The 20004-nt window shown below is 41.0% G+C and carries 12 protein-coding genes; all 12 read left to right on the top strand.

Features of this window, described 5'->3' with window-relative positions:
• The first annotated feature begins 1 nt into the window (after nt 1).
• Nucleotides 2-2572, top strand: coding sequence for a glycoside hydrolase family 2 TIM barrel-domain containing protein (locus DRW42_RS19515; RefSeq protein ID WP_244215326.1), 2571 nt, complete (start codon nt 2-4; stop codon nt 2570-2572).
• Nucleotides 2569-5922 (top strand): glycoside hydrolase family 2 TIM barrel-domain containing protein, encoded by a 3354-nt coding sequence (locus tag DRW42_RS19510; protein ID WP_244215325.1) that lies wholly within the window; start codon nt 2569-2571, stop codon nt 5920-5922. Before DRW42_RS19515 ends, DRW42_RS19510 begins: the two co-directional genes overlap by 4 nt.
• Before the next feature lie 35 nt (nt 5923-5957).
• Nucleotides 5958-7118 (top strand): ABC transporter substrate-binding protein, encoded by a 1161-nt coding sequence (locus DRW42_RS19505; RefSeq protein WP_113950507.1) that lies wholly within the window; start codon nt 5958-5960, stop codon nt 7116-7118.
• Complete coding sequence (locus DRW42_RS19500; protein ID WP_113950506.1) at nt 7115-8293, top strand: CaiB/BaiF CoA transferase family protein; 1179 nt, start codon at nt 7115-7117, stop codon at nt 8291-8293. The genes DRW42_RS19505 and DRW42_RS19500 overlap by 4 nt, the downstream gene beginning before the upstream one ends.
• A 97-nt stretch (nt 8294-8390) precedes the next feature.
• Complete coding sequence (locus DRW42_RS19495) at nt 8391-9554, top strand: CaiB/BaiF CoA transferase family protein (protein ID WP_113950558.1); 1164 nt, start codon at nt 8391-8393, stop codon at nt 9552-9554.
• Entirely contained in the window at nt 9547-10785 is a 1239-nt protein-coding gene (locus DRW42_RS19490) for an extracellular solute-binding protein (protein ID WP_113950505.1), read from the top strand. Before DRW42_RS19495 ends, DRW42_RS19490 begins: the two co-directional genes overlap by 8 nt.
• Nucleotides 10782-11855 (top strand): Gfo/Idh/MocA family protein, encoded by a 1074-nt coding sequence (locus DRW42_RS19485; RefSeq protein ID WP_113950504.1) that lies wholly within the window; start codon nt 10782-10784, stop codon nt 11853-11855. Before DRW42_RS19490 ends, DRW42_RS19485 begins: the two co-directional genes overlap by 4 nt.
• Nucleotides 11856-11923: 68 nt before the next feature.
• Nucleotides 11924-12364, top strand: coding sequence for a MaoC/PaaZ C-terminal domain-containing protein (locus DRW42_RS19480; RefSeq protein WP_113950503.1), 441 nt, complete (start codon nt 11924-11926; stop codon nt 12362-12364).
• Nucleotides 12365-12441: 77 nt separating this feature from the next.
• Complete coding sequence (fucP, locus tag DRW42_RS19475; protein ID WP_113950502.1) at nt 12442-13734, top strand: L-fucose:H+ symporter permease; 1293 nt, start codon at nt 12442-12444, stop codon at nt 13732-13734.
• A gap of 58 nt (nt 13735-13792) precedes the next feature.
• A complete protein-coding gene (locus tag DRW42_RS19470; RefSeq protein WP_113950501.1) occupies nt 13793-17197 on the top strand; it encodes a glycosyl hydrolase in 3405 nt (1134 codons plus the stop codon).
• 18 nt (nt 17198-17215) lie between these two features.
• Nucleotides 17216-17809, top strand: a complete 594-nt coding sequence (locus DRW42_RS19465) for a hypothetical protein (RefSeq protein WP_147243782.1) — start codon at nt 17216-17218, stop codon at nt 17807-17809.
• A 24-nt stretch (nt 17810-17833) separates the two neighbouring features.
• A complete protein-coding gene (locus DRW42_RS19460; protein ID WP_244215324.1) occupies nt 17834-19897 on the top strand; it encodes an aceric acid hydrolase in 2064 nt (687 codons plus the stop codon).
• The last annotated feature ends 107 nt before the right edge of the window (nt 19898-20004 follow it).

Below are 20004 nucleotides of genomic sequence, written 5' to 3'. Positions count from 1 at the left end.
CATGAAGAGGCTTAGGAATTTTAAAGTTGTACTTTTTTTGATTTTGGGCTTGTGGGCACCTCGTTGTTGCGAGGCGAAACTTTTCTCGAAACTTCGGGAAATCAATCCTAATGCAAAAGAACGGCTGACCCATGGTAGTAAGATTGCTTCTTGCCTCGCAATGACGGCCACTCCGGAACCTCGCACCCGAGTAAGTTTCAATAAAGACTGGAAATTCCTCCTTGGCGATAATTCTGCAGCTAAATTTCCATCATACAATGATTCGAAATGGAGAAAACTTACGTTACCGCATGATTGGAGCATCGAGGGAAATTTTGACGAGAAAAACCCTGCAAAACCTGAAGGCGGTGGTTTACCTACCGGAATTGGCTGGTACAGAAAAGAATTTACCGCCCCCGCCAATTTTAAAGATCGGTTAATCACCATCGAATTCGATGGCGTATATAAAAATAGCGAGGTTTGGGTAAACGGACAATATTTAGGCAAAAGACCTTATGGCTATAGCTCATTTTCTTACGAAATCAGTAAATTTTTAAAACCTGAGAAAAACGTTATTGCCGTTAAAGTTGATAATTCTGCTCAACCCGATTCGCGCTGGTATTCCGGCTCGGGTATTTATAGAAATGTATGGTTAACCTCAACAGCAAAAGTTGCTATACAAGAACATGGCATTTTTGTTAAAGCGGGTTTTGTAAGTGGCGATTTCGGCGAATCGACAGATGGCGGAAATTTACAGCCAGGTCAAACAGTAGGTTTTGTAGCACCCCAGGTTAATTTTGTAAATAAATCCATAGATAAAACTAAAAAATACAAAATCGAGTTTTCAGTTCTAAATCAAGGTGGTACACAGGTAGCAAATTATGTTATCCCAGTAGATTTAATCGAAGATAATATCGGAAAAAATGTATCAAATCTGCTGATCAACAAACCCGAAATATGGTCGGTAGACAGGCCTTATTTATACACATTGCTGGTTAAAATTACTGATTCCGAAAATAAAATTATAGATGCACAAAGTACCACTTTTGGCATCCGGAGATTCAATTTTGATGCGCTGAAAGGTTTTTCTTTAAACGGAAAACCGATGAAAATTCTCGGTGTGTGTCTGCACCATGACTTAGGTGCATTGGGTGCTGCTGTAAATGTACGGGCCATGGAGCGCCAGCTCGAAATCATGAAGAAAATGGGTGTAAATGCCATCCGTACCGCGCATAATCCGCCGGCACCTGAGTTTTTGGATTTATGCGATAAAATGGGTTTTCTGGTAATGGATGAGGCTTTTGACATGTGGGCGAAAAAGAAAACCAAAAATGATTATCACCTGAATTTTCCAGACTGGCATAAAAGAGACCTGGAAGATATGATTACACGCGATCGTAACCACCCATCCATTATCCTCTGGAGCATCGGTAACGAAATCCGCGAACAGTTTGACAGCACGGGCATTGCGCTTACCAAAGAGTTGGTAGCAATCGTTAAAAATCTGGATAATACCCGTCCGGTGATTTCGGCACTAACCGAAACAAAAGCTGAAAAAAACTTCATTTACCAGGCCAATGCGCTTGATATTTACGGCTTAAACTATAACCACAAACTTTATAAAGATTTTCCTGCGAATTATCCCGGGGTTAAGTTTTTGGCTACTGAAACTACTTCTGCACTCGAAACCAGGGGATTTTATGATACTGCAGATACCATTCGCCGCTGGCCTAAAGATGGTAAAACCAAATTTACCGAAGGCAATAAAGCGTGGTCGGCATCTGCTTATGATAATGTTTCTGCCTATTGGGGCTCTACCCATGAGGAAACCTGGAAGGAGGCAAAAAAATACGATCATGTATCAGGTTTGTACGTATGGACAGGTTTTGATTACCTCGGCGAACCTTTACCTTATCCATGGCCGGCCCGGAGTTCTTATTTCGGTATTGTCGATTTAGCGGGTTTTCCTAAAGATTCCTATTACATGTACCAAAGTGAGTGGACCAACAAACCTGTATTGCATATTTTACCACACTGGAACTGGGAAAAAGGCAAATCAGTTGAAATTTGGGCTTATTACAATAGTGCCGATGAAGTAGAATTGTACCTGAATGGAAAATCGCTGGGTAAAAAGTCTAAACAAGGTGATGATCTGCATGTGCTTTGGCATGTAAATTTCGAGGCTGGAACTTTAAAAGCGGTATCGCGTAAAAATGGCAAAGAGGTATTGGTCCGCGAGGTAAAAACAGCCGGCGCACCTGCTAAAATTGAGTTGGTTGCCGATAGGAAAAATATTAAAGCTGATGGAAAGGATTTGTCTTTTATCACCGTCCGTATTTTAGATGCCGCAGGAAATGTTGTTCCCAATGCTGATAACCTGGTTAATTTTAAAGTGGAAGGCAATGGTTTTATTGCAGGTGTTGATAATGGATTTCAGGCCAGTTTAGAGCCTTTTAAAGCAAATTACCGTAAAACATTTCATGGTTTGTGCCTGGCCATTCTCCAATCCACCGAAAAAACCGGAACCATTAAATTAACGGCAGCCTCAGCAGGTTTGTCTTCATCTTCAATTTTAATTCATACTACAAAATGATGAAGATATATCAATTTTTAACCACTCAGATACCAAGATCAAGCTTTTGGACTAAAGCAATTGCTTTGTGTTTTTTGAGCCTTTGTGGTCAAATTTTAATTGCCAATGCCCAGCTTGTCGACAAAACACCTACAGCTGTCCAAAAAGCTCCGCAAATTTACAGCAGGGAGCCATGGGAAGATCAATCTGTAAGTGGTATAAACCGTGATGCATCACGTGCAACAGCTTACTCTTTCGAAAATATTGAAGCTGCAAAAAAAGGCATTCGTGAACAATCAAGCCGAATGATTTCTTTAAATGGTGATTGGGATTTCTCTTTCGCCCTTAAACCTGCTGATGCACCGCAAAACTTCTATAAATCGCGCGTAAGCGGCTGGAAAAAAATCGAAGTTCCTTCCAACTGGGAAATGAAAGGTTACGATAAACCCATTTATAAAAGTGCTGTTTATCCTTTCCGTCCTGTAAATCCGCCGAATCCACCAATGGATTATAATGGCGTTGGCAGTTACCAGCGCACTTTTACTATTCCTGCAAACTGGAAAGATATGAATATCACCCTGCATTTTGGAGGGGTAAGTTCAGGTTATAAAGTTTGGGTAAACGGGAAATTCCTGGGTTATGCCGAAGATAGTTTTCTTTCATCTGAATTTAATATTACACCTTATCTTCAGGCTGGAGAAAACATTTTATCGGTTCAGGTAATGCGTTGGACAGATGGCAGTTTCCTCGAAGATCAGGATCACTGGCGTTTAAGCGGCATCCATCGCGAAGTAATGCTCCTGGCCGAACCTAAATTGCGGATTGCCGATTTCTTTGTTCAAACCAAACTCGATAAAGATTATAAAGATGCTACTTTAAGCATTCGTCCGCGGATTGAAAACCTTACAGGTAAAGAAGTAAAAGGCTATAAGGTAATAGCATTGCTTTTTGATCAAAATGGTAAAGCCGTTTTGGACCAGCCGTTAGAAAGAAGTGCAGAAAGCATCATCAATGAAATATGGCCCCGCCTGGATAACGTGAAATTTGGGCTGCTGGAAAGTAAGATAAAGAATCCGGCAAAATGGAGTGATGAAGTACCTAATCTATACACACTAACCCTTTCTTTAGAAGATAGCTTAGGTAAAGTGCTCGAGGTTAAAAGTTGTAAAGTTGGTTTCAGGAGTATCGAATTTTCTAAAACGAATGGTAAACTGTTGATTAATGGCAAAGAAACTTATCTCTATGGAATCAACCGTCCCGATCATCACCCAACAAAAGGCAAAGCCTTAAGTCGCGAAGATATTCTGCAGGATGTGCAGACGATAAAACGGTTCAACTTTAACTGTATCCGCACCAGCCATTATCCAATGGATCCGTATTTATACGATCTATGCGACGAATACGGCATCCTGGTCATTGATGAAGCTAATCTGGAAACCCACGGCCTCGGTGGTAAATTAAGTAACGACCCAACCTGGACTTCGGCTTATTTAGAGCGTAGCAGCCGTATGGTAATGCGCGATAAAAACCATCCGAGCATCATTATCTGGAGTTTGGGCAATGAATCGGGTAATGGCCCTAACCATGCAGCTATGGCAGCGTGGATCCATGATTTTGACATCACCAGGCCTGTTCACTACGAACCTGCCATGGGAAATCCGCGGTTGGATGGTTACATCGACCCAGGCAATCCGGCTTATTTAAAACCGAACGATCATTCGCATCGCCTGCAAAACCCTCAAGATCAGCCTTATGTGGATATGGTAAGCCGGATGTACCCTGGCATTTATACCCCAAAAATGCTGGCAGAACAAAAAAATGGCGATAACCGTCCGATTTTCTTTGTAGAATATGCCCACGCGATGGGAAATTCTGTAGGAAACATGAAAGATTTTTGGGATGTTTTCCGTACTACGCCACGTATAATCGGAGGCGCCATCTGGGAATTTAAAGATCAGGGCATTCTGCAAACCGACAGTGCGGATAACAAATTCTATGCCTATGGCGGCGATTTCGGCGAAAAGTATTTCGATAATTTCACTATTAAAGGCGTGGTTAATTCTGACGGGAAACCCAAAGGGGCGATGTACGAATGTAAACGTGTTTATCAGGGCGCACAAACCGAATGGGCCGACCAGGCGAAAAGGATTTTAAAAATCAGCAATCGCCATGCGGTTAAAAATCTGAACGCTTATACTGCCACGTTATTTGTACGCAAACACGGAGTGGTCCTGAGCCAGAAAATTCTGCCTGCCGTTAATCTTGCTGCCGGAAAAGATACTTTGCTTAACATTTCGAAATATCTGCCAAAAATGGATGCAGGATCAGAATATTTAGCTGATATCCATTTTACTTTACGCCAGGACGAAGCATGGGCCAAAAAAGGTTTCGAAGTAGCTTCAAATCAGTTTGCGTTAACAGGTTTAGCCGAATCCAGGCTGACCGATAAAATTACGCCGCCAAAATACACCGGAAATGCTGATATGGATATCTATTCAGGTCAAAATTTCGAGATCTATATCAGCAAAAAGAATGGCGCTTTGATTTCTTATAAATGGAAAGGTAAGGAACAGATTTTTGCACCCTTACTGCCACATTTTACGCGTCCTTTAACCGACAATGATAAACGCGGCTGGAAATCGAATAAAAAATTAAAGCAATGGTATGCCAATGATCTCAAATACACAGGATCAAATGCGGGTAAGTTTAATAACATGGCGGGTTCAGGCCTCGTACATACTTCGAATTATAGCCTGATAAATGATAGCGCAACCGTTCAAATCAGCTATTTAATTACTTCTTCAGGCACTATAGAGGTAAAATACGTGCTGAAAGTTAAACCCGGTTTACCGAATATTCCAAAAGTGGGTATGCAAACAGGAATTGCCCGTAATTACGATAACATTTCATGGTATGGCAAAGGCCCGATGGAAAATTATATTGATAAAAATTATGCTTCAGATGCTGCCGTTTATGCCGAACCGGTAAACGATTTTATGGAGCATTACGCCGTTCCGCAGGAAAATGGAAACCGTACCGATGTGCGCTGGATGTACTTTTCGGATCAATCCAAAAAACAGGGCCTGCTAATCGTAGCCGACAGTTTATTAAGCATGAGCGCCAGTCCTTACACCGATGAGAATGTTCAGGCTGCAAAACACACCAACAAGTTAAAAGATGCCGGCTATTTAACCATAAATATTGATTTAATACAAATGGGTGTTGGTGGAAACGACAGTTGGAGTGATGTTGCTGCGCCATTGCCGCAATACCAGGTACCAGCAAAAAATTATAATTACAGCTTTTATATAATGCCTTTTGAGGGTAATAAAGAAGCGCTTCACAGTAAAGTAAAACGAATTAAATTTTAGTGAAAGTTCACTAAAAAATATTAAAATAAGATTAAGTGGAAAAGACGATTAATTTAAAAGGAATAACCTGGAACCACAGCCGCGGACTTTTGCCGATGGTGGCAACAGCACAACGGTTTTCCGAACTGCATCCAAATGTGCACATCACCTGGGAGAAAAGAAGTTTGCAGCAATTTGCCGATTTTTCCATTCAGGAACTGGCCGAAAGGTTTGATTTGCTGGTTATTGATCACCCCTGGGCAGGTTTCGCCGCAAAAACAAAATCGATCGTTCCTCTGGATTTGTATTTACCCCAGGAATACCTGAAAGACCAGGAAGAAAACTCTGTAGGCCAATCTTACGAAAGTTATTTTTATGACCAGCATTTATGGGCTTTACCCATTGACGCAGCAACACCGGTAGCAGCATCGAGGCCGGATTTACTGGCAGAAAAAGGATTGAAATTGCCTCAATCATTTGATGATTTACTGGCACTCGCAGATAAAGGCTTAGTGGCTTTTGCGGGCATCCCGATTGATGTGTTAATGAATTTTTATACCCTTTGCTGCTCTTTGCGCGAAGATCCCTGCCAAAATGATGAGGAAGTGGTTTCGGTTAAAACCGGTATTAAAGTTTTGAAAATGTACCGCGAACTGGCCTCGAAAATAGATAAAGCAAATTTCAATAGAAATCCGATTCAGGTTTATGAAGCCATGACTTTAAGCGATGAAATTGCCTATTGTCCTTTTGCCTATGGTTATGCCAATTATTCGAGAAATGGCTATGCACGCAAAACTTTGCATTTTCACGATATGATTTCCTTAGATGGAAATACGAATTTAAGAAGCACTTTGGGCGGAACCGGCTTGGCCATCTCCTCTAAATGTGAAGCAATTGAAACCGCTGCTGAATATGTAAAATTTGTAGGTTCACCCGCTTGTCAGTCTACTTTATTCTTTGAAAGTGGTGGTCAGCCGGGACATTTGGCTGCGTGGAAAAATGAAGAAGTAAACCGCCAGAGCCAGAATTACTTTCAAAATACCTTGCCGGCTTTACAAAGGGCATTTCTCCGTCCGCGTTACCATGGTTCCATGTATTTTCAGGATCATGCCGGCGATGTTGTCCGCGATTATTTAATAAACGGAGGTGATGAAATCCAGGTTTTATCAGCCATGAACAGATTGTATCAGAAATCTAAAAGTTTTGTGTTATCATGAACAGACCGCTAGAAGGACTTTTGGTTTTAGAGTTTTGCCAGTTTCTGGCCGGACCATCAGCAGGTTTAAAACTGGCTGATTTAGGTGCCCGTGTGATCAAGATCGAGCGGCCGAAAACAGGTGACGCCTGCAGGGCTTTATCCATAAAAAATCTTTTTGTGGATGAAGACAGTTTGCTTTTTCATACCATCAACCGCAATAAAGAAAGTTACACGGCCGATTTAAAAAATCCGGAAGATTTAGAAAGGCTTAAAAAGCTAATCAGCAGGGCCGATGTAATGACGCATAATTTCCGTCCGGGTGTGATGGAAAAAATCGGCTTGGATTATGGGAATGTTCAAAAAATCAATCCTAAAATTGTTTACGGTGTGGTTACCGGCTATGGAAATGATGGACCATGGAAAAACAAACCAGGACAGGATTTACTGGTGCAATCCGTTTCCGGATTAACATTTTTATCAGGGGTGGATGTAGACGGGCCGGTACCCTTCGGACTTTCTGTTTCTGATATCATGTGTGGCAACCATCTGGCACAGGGAATTATGGCAGCGCTGATCAAAAGGGCAAAAACCGGTAAAAGTGTTCTGGTTGAAGTGAGTTTGCTCGAATCCATTTTAGATGTACAGTTCGAAGTATTGACTACTTACCTTAACGATGGCGGAAAATTACCGGATAGAAGTGGGGCAAAAGGCAGTGCTCACGCTTATTTAAGTGCGCCTTATGGCATGTACGAAACAAAAGATGGCCACATTGCCATGGCCATGGGAAACCTACCAAATATTTGTGCGATTATAAATTGCGACATTACCGATTTATATGTGGAGGCCGGCTCTGCTTTCGAAAACCGCGATAAATTAATTGTTCGTTTAGCCGAGACCTTTAAAAAGCAGAATACCAAATACTGGGTCGACCGTCTGGAAAATCATGGAATCTGGTGTGCAGAAGTATTAAATTATCAAACTGCAACTGCGCTAAGCACATATAAAAAACTCGAGATCGAACAGGAGTTAGACTTAGGGGATGGCAAAAAAATAAAAACTACCGTAAGCCCGATCCGTTTGGATAATGAAAAATTATTTGCAGCTAAAGCAGCCCCTAAATTGGGTTTTGATACGGCAGATATTAATAAAGAGTTTAAGTTAACGCAGACCGTCATTTCGACTGAAACGCAGTGAAATGGAGAAATCTATAGAGAAAAAATTAACAGATCTCTCCACTACGGTCGAGATGACGATCGCGTTTATTAAAGTGACGATTTAAAAGAATAAAATGATGCTACCGCTTGAAGATTATTTAGTTATCGATTTCAGCCAGTTCCTTTCGGGGCCATCGGCGGGTTTACGCCTCGCCGACATGGGCGCACGCGTAATCAAAATAGAGCGTTTGGGCGTAGGCGACATTTGTCGCACGCTTTATACCTCAAACCTGATTATGAATGGCGAATCGTCCGTTTTTCATGCCATTAACCGAAATAAAGAGAGTTTTGAAGTCGATTTAAAAAGTGAAGAAGATTGCGAAATGGTGCGTGAGCTGCTCAAAAAAGCAGATATCATGATCCATAACTTCCGCCCCGGCGTAATGGAACGTTTAGGTTTCGATTATCAATCGGTTATCGCTTTAAATCCCTCCATTGTATATGGCGAAATTTCGGGTTACGGAACTGAGGGAGAATGGAAGAATAAACCAGGTCAGGATTTGCTTTTACAATCCGTAACCGGCTTAACTTCCTTAACCGGAAATGCCGATAGTGGCCCTGTGGCAATGGGTTTATCCATTGTTGATATGCTGGCAGGTGCACACCTCGCGCAGGGAATCTTGGCTTGTTTATACCGTAAAGCCATTAAAAACGAAGGTGGTTTTGTACAGATCAGCATGATGGAATCAGCTTATGATTTCCAGTTTGAAACCATTACTACTTTTATGAATGACGGCGGTAGCTTGCCCGAGCGTTCGAAAAAGAACAATGCAAACGCATATTTAGGCGCTCCGTATGGTATTTATCAAACAGAAAACGGATATTTAGCCCTGGCAATGGCTTCCATTCCACAACTTGGCAATTTGCTTAGCTGCGAGAAGTTAGAAGATTATATTGAACAAAGTGAGGCATTTGATAAGCGTGATGAAATTAAAGCCGTTTTGGCTGATCATCTTTTATCGGCAACAACCGAAAAATGGCTTTCTGTATTAGAACCGGCCGATATCTGGTGCGCCGATGTGCTAAACTGGAATGCCCTGATGGCACACGATGGTTTCAAGGTATTAAATATGGTTCAGGAAGTTGAAATGGTTGACGGATACAAATATGAGACCACCAGGTGCCCGATCCGTATTGATGGCGAAATCCTTACCTCATCCAAAGGTTCGCCAAAATTAGGACAGGATAATGAAAAAATTATCAAAGAATTTATAACACAGCACACCACTGCAAATGCATAACCAAATAAACACTTTTAAAATAGCCGTTCGCAAATTTGCCCCGTTTGAAGCTGCCATGCAGAAATTCTGGGAGCAATATTGTGCCATTTCGGGCTGTTCGTTAAAGCTGGAAATGGTGGTAATGGATTTGCACGAACTTTACGATAGTACCATTACAAAAAAAGGTTTGGCAAATGGCGACTTTGATATTGGGCACATCAGTACCGACTGGATTTTAGAAGGTTACGCCAATAATGATTTCGAAATTTTAAATCCTTATATCAATAAAAATAAACCCGGCAATTTCCCCAAAGGCTGGAGTAAATCACTGCTGGGTTTGCAGCGTTTTGGCTGGGAAGTGGTTGGTTTACCCTTTCACGATGGCCCCGAATGTTTCATTTACAGAAAAGATTTATTTGAAAACGAAACTGAAAAAGCAAATTATTTAGCCCAATTTGGTAAAACCTTAACAGTACCCAGAACCTGGGAAGATTTTCATCAGGTTGCCCGTTTTTTTAACCGCCCGGAAGAAAATTTGTATGGCAGTATTTTCGCCTGCTATCCCGACGGCCATAATACCGTTTTCGATTTTTGTCTGCAGTTATGGACAAGAGGAGAAACCTTAGTCGATAAAAACGGTTTTATCCGGATCGATACCCAGGCTGCAGTTGATGGTTTAAATTTCTACCGCAAAATGGTGAATGATAAAACTGCTGTTCACCCAAAATCTGCGGAATTCGAATCAGTTGGTGCCGGAATTGCCTTTTCGCAGGGTGAAGCAGCCATGATGATCAACTGGTTTGGTTTTGCTGCCATGTGCGAAGTTGATCCAAATTCGAAAGTAAAGGGTAAAATCGATGTTGAACTCTTGCCAGCAGCTCCCGATTCAAATTCAGCATCATTAAATGTTTATTGGCTGTACACCATTGCCAATGGAAGTAAAAATAAAGCCATTGCTTACGATTTTCTCCGTTTTGCACTTGCGCCTGAGCAGGACAAACAGCTTACTTTGGAAGGTGGAATTGGTTGCCGCATTTCGACCTGGAAAGATGAAGAAATCAACTCAATTATCCCTTATTACCATAAACTGGAACAATTGCATGAAGTGGCAAATATGTTGCCACAGAAACAAAACTGGGCTGCAATTGCGGCCATAATCGACCAGATGGTTTTGCAGGCCATCAACACCGATGCTTCAACCGAAGAACTTATCCACCTGGCACAGAACCAGATTAATGAAATTGACAAATGAGTATTGATATCAAATATAAACCCGAGCTACCACAAACCAAACAGCCCATTATCATTATCGGTGCAGGCGGAATAGTAGCCGATGCACATCTTCCGGCTTATAAAATTGCTGGTTTTGAAGTACATGGCATTGTAAACCGGACTAAAGAAAGGGCGCAGAAACTGGCTGATACTTTTGGAATCCCAAATGTGTACAATTCTGTGGCCGAAGCAGTGAAACTGGCTCCGCTGAATGCAGTTTACGATTTAACGATTATGCCCGAACAATATATCGAAACCCTACAGCAATTACCTGATGGAAGTGCCGTATTGATCCAGAAACCAATGGGTGATGATTTTAACCAGGCACAAGAAATCCTCGAATTATGCAGGGCGAAGAACTTTAAAGCAGCAATTAACTTTCAGCTGCGTTTTGCGCCATTTGTAAGCGCAGCAAAATACCTGATCGATCAAGGTTTAATAGGCGAATTATATGATATGGAAGTTCGGGTTACCATAAAAACACCCTGGGAAATTTTTCCGCACGTAATTATCCATCCCCGCCTGGAAATTCAGTACCATAGCATTCATTATGTCGACCTGATCCGATCTTTTTTGGGAAATCCTGAAAGTATTCTGGCTAAAACCTTAAAACATCCGGCCAAAAGCCTGTCATCCTCCCGATCTACCATTTTATTCGATTATGGGGATACAATGCATGCGGTAATCAACACCAACCACGATCACGATTTTGGTCCCAACCATCAGGAAAGTTATATTAAATGGGAAGGAACCAAAGGCGCAATTGTAGCAAAAATCGGTTTACTGATGGATTATCCCCATGGTGTGCCCGATGTGTTTGAATATTGCATCGTAGAAGATGGAAAAACACCAGAGTGGCAACGCGTTCAACTCGACGGATCATGGTTCCCCGAGGCATTTATTGGTACCATGGCCAATTTAATGCGCTATAATGAAGGTTCTACCGATGTGCTGCACACCAGTGTAGAAGATGTAATCCAAACCATGGCTGTGGTAGAGAGTGCTTACCAATCGAGCGATATTGGAGGAGTGAAGGTTAAGGAAATTTAAAAAACTAAAAGATTTTAAACCTCGCAGGTTTTCAAAACCTGCGAGGTTTCGTAAAAAATATTAAAACTATGTATTTCAAATCAACATTTTTTGAAGATTACCAGTTACAGGATAAACGCATAACCCTGGGCCGAACCATAACAGAAACTGATTTTGTAGTGCACGCAGGTCACACCGGCGATTTTTTCCCGCACCACATGGATGCCGAATGGTGTGCTACACAGCCATTTAAACAACGTATTGCCCATGGCACCATGATTTTTAGCATTGGTATCGGCTTAACCGCCTCTGAAATCAATCCCGAGGCCATGAGTAAAGGTTACGATAAATTACGTTTTGTAAAACCGGTTTTTATCGGTGATACCATCCACTCCGAAATCACCATTTCTGAAAAAGGGGAGAGCAAAAGACCTGAATATGGCACCATAACCGAACACGTAGAAATCATCAATCAACATGGAGAAGTGGTATTGGTCTGCGACCACCTGCTGGTTGTAAAGAAAAAATAAAACAAATCCGTCATTGCGAGGAGGAACGACGCGGCAATCTTTTTTGCCATTTAAGACAAAGAAAAAAACCAAATATAATGAACCACAACACACAACCAGAAATTATCACTGAGGACGATCCCTCATCAGGAAAACGATATTTATTACCGTTTATACTCGTAATAAGCTTATTTTTTCTGTGGGGAATGGCACATAACCTCGATTCCATCCTGATTCCACATTTGAAGAAGGCCTGCAACCTGAATAACCGGCAATCAACGCTAATCGATACCTCTGTTTTCTTTGCCTATTTTTTAATGGCTATACCTGCCGGAATGATTTTGAAAAAGTGGGGTTATAAAGCGACTATGATTTCGGGTTTGTTAGCCTTTGCATTTGGTGCGTTTTTATTTGTTCCTGCCGCCAATACGTTATCATATATTACATTTTTGATTGCACTTTTCATTATAGGTTGCGGTTTAACCATGCTCGAAACATCGGCAAACCCGTATGCAGCAGTGCTGGGCGATCCGGCAAAAGCAACCAGCAGACTAAATTTGGCCGCGTCTTTTAATGGCCTGGCTGCCATGGTAGCTCCCATGATCGGCGGACTATTTATCCTTTCAGGAAAATCGCACAGTAAAGAAGCACTGGCCGCTATGACCGATACCGCAAGAAATACATATTTTTTGGAAGAAGCAGCATCAGTTAAGCTGCCATACATCACTTTAGGCGTAGTTTTATTGGTTATTGCAGTAATCTTTTTCTTTATCCATCTTCCTGAAATTAAAACCCAAAGCATTGATGGTGAAGCAAAAGGAAGTTTCTTTGGAGCATTACGCCACAAACATTTGAAATGGGCAGTGGTGGCCCAGTTTTTTTACGTAGGCGCACAAGTTTGTGTAACGAGTTTTTTTATCAGAATGGCGCAACAGGGCGGAGGTTTTGATGAGAAAACGGCAGCCTCTTATCTGGTTGTTTATGGATTTTTATTCACTGCAGGACGTTTCGCAGGCACAGCGCTGTTACAGTTTATATCATCAAATAAACTCCTTGCGGTGTATGCTATGATATCAATCATTTTATGCCTGGTAGCCATTTTAGGTAAAGGTTCTTATGTGGTTTATGCCTTGGGCGCTATCGGATTTTTTATGTCAATCATGTTTCCAACCATTTTTGCGCTGGGAATTGATGGTATTGGTGACGATACGAAACCAGGCTCATCATGGTTAATTATGTCCATCGTAGGTGGTGCAATTTTACCGTTTGCAATGGGCAGTTTGATCGATATGTATGGAGATAATATACAGATTGGCTATAGCATTCCGCTGGTATGTTTCCTGGTTATCCTTTATTTCGGTTTACGGGGTTATAAAATCGAACACAAATAAAATTTAACGTCATTGCGGGGAGGCACAATAAAGCAATCCAATAGAGAAAAAGTAAAAAATGAAATATAGGTTGAATAAAATATTGATTGTTTTATTGTTGAGTCTTCACTGTTCAGTAAGCCTTTCTGCGCAGGAAAACGAAAATGCAAAACCCTGGGTATTTTGGTATTGGGTAAAAGGAGCAGTTTCTAAAGCCGGTATAACTGCCGATCTGGAAGCCATGAAGGCCAACGGAATTGCAGGAGCTTATCTAATGACCATTCAGGGACCTGATAAAACACCAGTTTATTCACCTCCTGCCGTTCAGCTTACACCAGAATGGTGGCAGATGGTTGAGTTTGCCATGAGCGAGGCCAAACGCTTAAACCTGAAACTGGGCATGCATGTAAGTGATGGTTTTGCCCTGGCCGGTGGTCCGTGGATTACACCTGAACTATCGATGCAAAAAGTCGTATGGTCTAAAATAAATATCAGTAATACAATCAATAAGATCTCTTTACCTCAACCAGAATCTAAACAGAATTATTATAAAGATATTGCAGTTTACGCTTATCCCTCACCTGTTGGTGAAGGCGTTTCAACACGAACCGTAATTCCAAAAATTACAGCCAGTAATGGTGCTGATGCCACTGGCTTGGTGCAACCGGGAAATAAGAAAAACTTTGGTTCAAATGAGCCCTGTTACATCCAATACGAATTTGAAAAACCTTTTACCTGCAGAACTATAACCATCAAAGTAACTGGAAATAACTATCAGGCGCAGCGTTTAGCTATTGAGGTAAGCGATGATGGCAAGGTTTTCCGTTCGATTGGCAGACTGGAAGCCCCGCGACATGGCTGGCAGGATACTGATGAAGATGTTACCCATTCCATTGTGCCTACCACCGCAAAATTTTTCAGGTTTATTTTCGATAAAAAAGGTTCAGAACCGGGATCAGAGGATTTAGACGCCGCAAAATGGAAACCTTCTTTAAAACTGGTCAATCTCGAACTATCTTCCGAAGCACAAATTAACCAGTTCGAAGGAAAAAATGGTTCGGTATGGCGGATAAGCAAAAGAAGTACAGAAGCTGAAATTGCTAAAAACCTTTGCGTACCATTGAATAATATCCTCAACTTAACGGATAAATTAAATCCTGATGGCACCTTAAACTGGAAAGCACCAAAAGGCAACTGGACAATTTTAAGAGTTGGGCACACCTCAACCGGACATACCAATGCAACTGGTGGCGGTGGAATGGGCTTAGAATGCGATAAATTTAATCCTGAAGCCGTCAAATTACAGTTCAACAATTGGTATGGAGAAGCTTTAAAACATGGCGGACCGCAAATCGCTAAGAAGGTTTTAAGTATTTTTCATGTAGATAGCTGGGAATGCGGCAGTCAGAATTGGTCGCCGGTATTTAAAGCTGAGTTTTTAGAGCGCCGTGGTTATGACTTAACACCTTATTTGCCGATAATGACGGGTTTGCCTGTAGAAAGCCCCTTGGTTTCTGAAAATTTCCTCTACGATGTTAGAAAAACCATTTCAGAACTGGTTGTCGATCAGTTTTATAAAACCCTGGCAAAACTGGCAAAGGAGCAAGGGGTTACTTTTACCGCCGAAAGTATAGCGCCAACCATGATGAGCGATGGTTTACTGCATTACAAAACCGTTGATGTGTCCATGGGCGAGTTCTGGTTAAACAGCCCTACACATGATAAACCGAACGACATGCTTGATGCGATTTCGGGAGCACATATTTATGGCAAAAATATCATCCAGGCTGAGGCTTTTACCACCGTAAGGATGGATTGGAACGAAAGCCCGGCCAATATGAAAACCCTGCAAGACCGTAATTATGCGCTGGGCATCAATAAATTGGTTTATCATGTATTTACACACAATCCATGGACAGATAGAAAACCCGGAATGACTTTGGACGGTGTGGGTTTATATTTCCAGCGCGACCAAACATGGTGGAAAGCCGGAAAAGCATGGATAGAATATGCAGAACGTACTCAAAATCTACTTCAACAGGGAAAACCCGTTGTAGATATAGCCGTTTTTACCGGAGAGGAACTACCAAGGCGTTCCGTTTTGCCCGATCGCCTGGTCGAAACCCTGCCAGGTATTTTTGGTGAGGGGGTAGTAGAAGCGGAAAAGAAACGTTTGGCAAATGTGGGCGAGCCATTGCGTCAAATTCCTGCCGGTGTTACCCATTCGGCAAACATGGCCGATCCCGAAAACTGGGTAAATCCTTTGCGTGGTTATGCTTATGATAGCTTTAATCCCGATGTATTAAACACAGCAACAGTTAAAAACGGAAATGTGGTGTTCGAAAGCGGCGCGACATATAAAATATTGGTTTTCCCTGGCAACATGAAAATGAACCCGAATTACCAGTACATGAGCTATGAAACCGTTAAAAAACTTTCAGAATTGGTTAACGCAGGTGCTAAAGTTATTATTGGAGATAAGCCACTGTATCAAAATGGTATTAAGCAGGTTAGTGAGACTGAATTTAAAAAAGTTGTAGAAGAAATTTGGGGCGGGAGTTTTAGTGAGATTTATAATGACATAAATCCTATTGAAACCAAAGATTTAGGGAAAGGGGTGATCTTTAAAGCACCGTATTATGGTGATAGTTTTGAAAAAATGAGTGTGCAACGTGATTTTTATGCCATTGAGCAAAAGGCAAAATACGCGACTAAACTCACATATACTCATAGAAAATCTGCCGAAAAGGATATTTATTTTATATCAAATCAGCTAGGGAGCACCAGAGACTTAAGGATTTGGTTTCGGGTTTCCGGAAAGCAACCTGTTATTTATAACGCTGTAACCGGCCAAACTATTGAATTAAAAAATTGGTCCATGTATAAAACCAATACCATGATTAATTTACAAATTGCTCCTAATGAATCATTATTTGTCATTTTTGAAAAACGGATATCTAAATCACAATTTAAAAACAGCAACAACTGGCCAAACTTCAAAACCGTTCAGGATATTTCAAAAACCTGGCAGGCAAAATTCGATACCACTTATGCAGGGCCTTCAAAACCAATCATTTTTAATGATTTAACCGATTGGACAAAAAATCCTGATAGTTTGGTTAAATATTATTCCGGAACTGCTGTTTACACTAAAAATTTCAAATTCACAGGAAACAAAAAAGATAAAATGTGGATTGATTTAGGCGAATTCTCCAGCATTGCTGAAGTAAAAATCAATGGTCTCAACTGCGGTACTTTATGGACTGCTCCGCACCGTTTGGAAATCACAAAAGCATTAAAACAAGGTAATAACCAAATCGAAATCGAAATCACCAATACCTGGGCAAACCGACTAATTGGTGATAGCAAATTACCTGAAGATAAAAGGTTAACGAAAACCACAGCACCTTTCCGATTGGAAGGTAAAGCTTTAAATCCTGCTGGATTATTAGGTCCTGTGGTAATACAAACCGAAGAATATTGAGCATTTAATATTTACTAAATGAAAAAAATAATTGTACTATTTCTGTGTATGGTTCAAACTGTTGCTTACGCTCAACAAAAGAAAGTAAAGGATAATTTTAATGTCCAGATCCGACTAGAAAAGGGCGATTTGAATAAAGATGGTTTAATTGATAAAACGGTAATTACGATGGATACGATTTCAGCATCCGTCCCCCTAAGGCTCCAAATATTCTTTTTACAGCCCAATAAGAAATACAAACTGGTTTTCTCTTCAACGGATGTAATTGAACCGCAATATGTAAACGGTGTACATACTAAAAATAGCATCCCTTATTTTTTTATTGAGAAAGGATTTTTATTAATGAGCGCTGAAAAAAATGATATTCGGTACGAACACAAATTCGTTTATAAAAATGGAATTTTCCAATTGGTTAAAATCTCCAGCGTAGTGTATGATGGGCAAAACGCAACAACCGAAACCGTATTTGATCTTGTGGCAGGCACGAGAACAGAAACATTAGAATCACTGGATCCTGTAAAAGTTGCCAGGAAAAAAACAAAGAAAATAATGATAAGACCCTTACCCACGCTTCAGAATTTAAGCACTTTTGGTGATCAATTATATTGGTAACATTTCAGGTAAAACGAACAAATAATGATAAAACTACTTCAGATGACCGATTTTTTTGCGTTTCAGAGTTTAAGAATCCGGATGATTATCGGCATTATACTTTTTATAAGCCTAAACTCAAAAGCGCAGGATAAAGCTTTGGTTAATAATTCAAATTCACCCTACGCTAAACTGTACAGCATCAACATGACGGATGTAACCTGGACAAAGGGCTTTTGGGCCGATCGTTTTAAAGTAGCAACCGAAACCATGGTGCCGAATATGTGGGCCATTTATAACGATCCAAAAATCAGTCATGCGTTTGAGAATTTTAGAATTGCGGCAGGTTTGGATACAGGTTCTCACGCAGGGCCTTCGTTTCATGACGGCGATTATTATAAAACTTTGGAAGCCGTGGCGGTTTTATATGCCTCAACCAAAAACCCGAAGCTGAACGAAATGATGGATAAAGCCATTACCGTAATTGGTAAATCGCAGCGCGAAGACGGCTATATTTATACTAAAGCGATGATTGAACAACGTAAAACAGGTTCTAAAAATCAATTTCAGGACCGGTTGAGCTTCGAATCATACAATATTGGCCATTTAATGACGGCTGGCTGTATCCATTACCGTGCAACCGGAAAAACAACACTGCTCAACATCGCCAAAAAAGCAACCGATTACCTGTATAATTTCTATAAATCGGCTTCGCCAACATTGGCAAGAAACGCCATTTGTCCTTCGCATTATATGGGGGTGGTAGAAATGTACCGTACTACAAAAGATCCACGTTATTTAGAACTGGCGCAACATTTAATCGCCATCAAGGGAAAAATTGATGATGGTACCGATGATAATCAGGATCGGATTCCTTTTTTACAACAAACCAAGGCAATGGGGCATGCCGTGCGTGCAAATTACCTGTATGCCGGGGTAGCCGATCTTTACGCCGAAACGGGCAAAGATTCACTCTTAAAAACCCTGAATATAATGTGGGATGACGTTAATCAGCATAAAATGTACATTACCGGAGGCTGTGGTTCACTTTATGACGGCACTTCGCCGGATGGAACCTCTTATAATCCAGCTGATGTACAAAAAATCCACCAGGCTTTTGGTCGCGATTTTCAGTTGCCAAATTTCACAGCCCATAACGAAACCTGCGCCAATATCGGTAACGTTCTCTGGAACTGGCGGATGTTACAGATTACGGGCGATGCCAAATATGCCGATGTAATGGAACTGGCTTTACACAATAGCGTTCTATCTGGAATCAGCCTGGATGGAAAGAACTTTTTATACACCAATCCACTGGCGCAATCAGATGATTTACCTTTTAAACAGCGCTGGTCGAAAGATCGTGTTCCTTACATTGCATTATCAAATTGCTGTCCGCCAAATGTGGTAAGAACCATCGCCGAAGTAAGTGATTATGCTTATAGTTTTTCTGATAAAGGTCTGTATTTTAATTTATATGGTGGAAATAACTTAAGTACTACATTAACTGATGAAGGGAAAATTTCATTAACACAGGAAACGAATTATCCCTGGGATGGAAAAATTAAAATCAGCATTAAGGATACGGGAAATAAAGCTTATTCCTTATTCTTAAGAATCCCTTCATGGACACAAGATGCACAGATCAGCATCAATGGAAAAATTGAAAATGTTAATACCATTTCCGGCACTTATGCAGAAATTAACCGCATTTGGAAGAAGGGTGATGTGATAGAATTAAACCTTCCCATGGAGGCTACATTGATTGAAGCTAACCCTTTAGTAGAAGAAAACAGAAATCAGATTGCGGTAAAACGCGGCCCCATTGTGTATTGTTTAGAATCGACCGATTTACCTAATAAAAGTATTTTTAATGCCTTTATACCCACTTCAACCAAATTTGAAGCCAAACCGATTAATATTGATGGAGCCGAAATGATGAGTTTAGTTGGAAATGCAAAAATAGTGGAGCCGAATAACTGGAAAAATGTACTCTACAGGCCAATTGACAACAAAAACACAGAAACGGAAATAAAACTGGTCCCATATTTTGCTTGGGGAAACCGTGGCCATTCAGAAATGTCGGTTTGGTTGCCTGTGAGTAGGTAACTTAAATACCCGTCATTTCGAGCGAAGTGCAGCGCAGTCGAGAAATCTGTCTCGAGTTAGATCTCTCCATTTCACTACGTTTCAGTCGAGATGACGATTACTATAAG

The organism is Pedobacter miscanthi (genome assembly GCF_003315595.1).
In the GTDB taxonomy this organism is placed as follows: Bacteria; Bacteroidota; Bacteroidia; order Sphingobacteriales; family Sphingobacteriaceae; genus Pedobacter; species Pedobacter miscanthi.
This window is presented reverse-complemented; position numbering and strand designations above follow the sequence as displayed.

Coding starts and splice junctions, on each gene's coding strand:
- DRW42_RS19480 (WP_113950503.1), top strand. CDS start 11,924: ATGTATTTCAAATCAACATTTTTTGAAGATTACCAGTTACAGGATAAA.
- DRW42_RS19485 (WP_113950504.1), top strand. CDS start 10,782: ATGAGTATTGATATCAAATATAAACCCGAGCTACCACAAACCAAACAG.
- DRW42_RS19490 (WP_113950505.1), top strand. CDS start 9,547: ATGCATAACCAAATAAACACTTTTAAAATAGCCGTTCGCAAATTTGCC.
- DRW42_RS19510 (WP_244215325.1), top strand. CDS start 2,569: ATGATGAAGATATATCAATTTTTAACCACTCAGATACCAAGATCAAGC.
- DRW42_RS19465 (WP_147243782.1), top strand. CDS start 17,216: ATGAAAAAAATAATTGTACTATTTCTGTGTATGGTTCAAACTGTTGCT.
- DRW42_RS19495 (WP_113950558.1), top strand. CDS start 8,391: ATGCTACCGCTTGAAGATTATTTAGTTATCGATTTCAGCCAGTTCCTT.
- DRW42_RS19460 (WP_244215324.1), top strand. CDS start 17,834: ATGATAAAACTACTTCAGATGACCGATTTTTTTGCGTTTCAGAGTTTA.
- DRW42_RS19500 (WP_113950506.1), top strand. CDS start 7,115: ATGAACAGACCGCTAGAAGGACTTTTGGTTTTAGAGTTTTGCCAGTTT.
- fucP (WP_113950502.1), top strand. CDS start 12,442: ATGAACCACAACACACAACCAGAAATTATCACTGAGGACGATCCCTCA.
- DRW42_RS19470 (WP_113950501.1), top strand. CDS start 13,793: ATGAAATATAGGTTGAATAAAATATTGATTGTTTTATTGTTGAGTCTT.
- DRW42_RS19515 (WP_244215326.1), top strand. CDS start 2: ATGAAGAGGCTTAGGAATTTTAAAGTTGTACTTTTTTTGATTTTGGGC.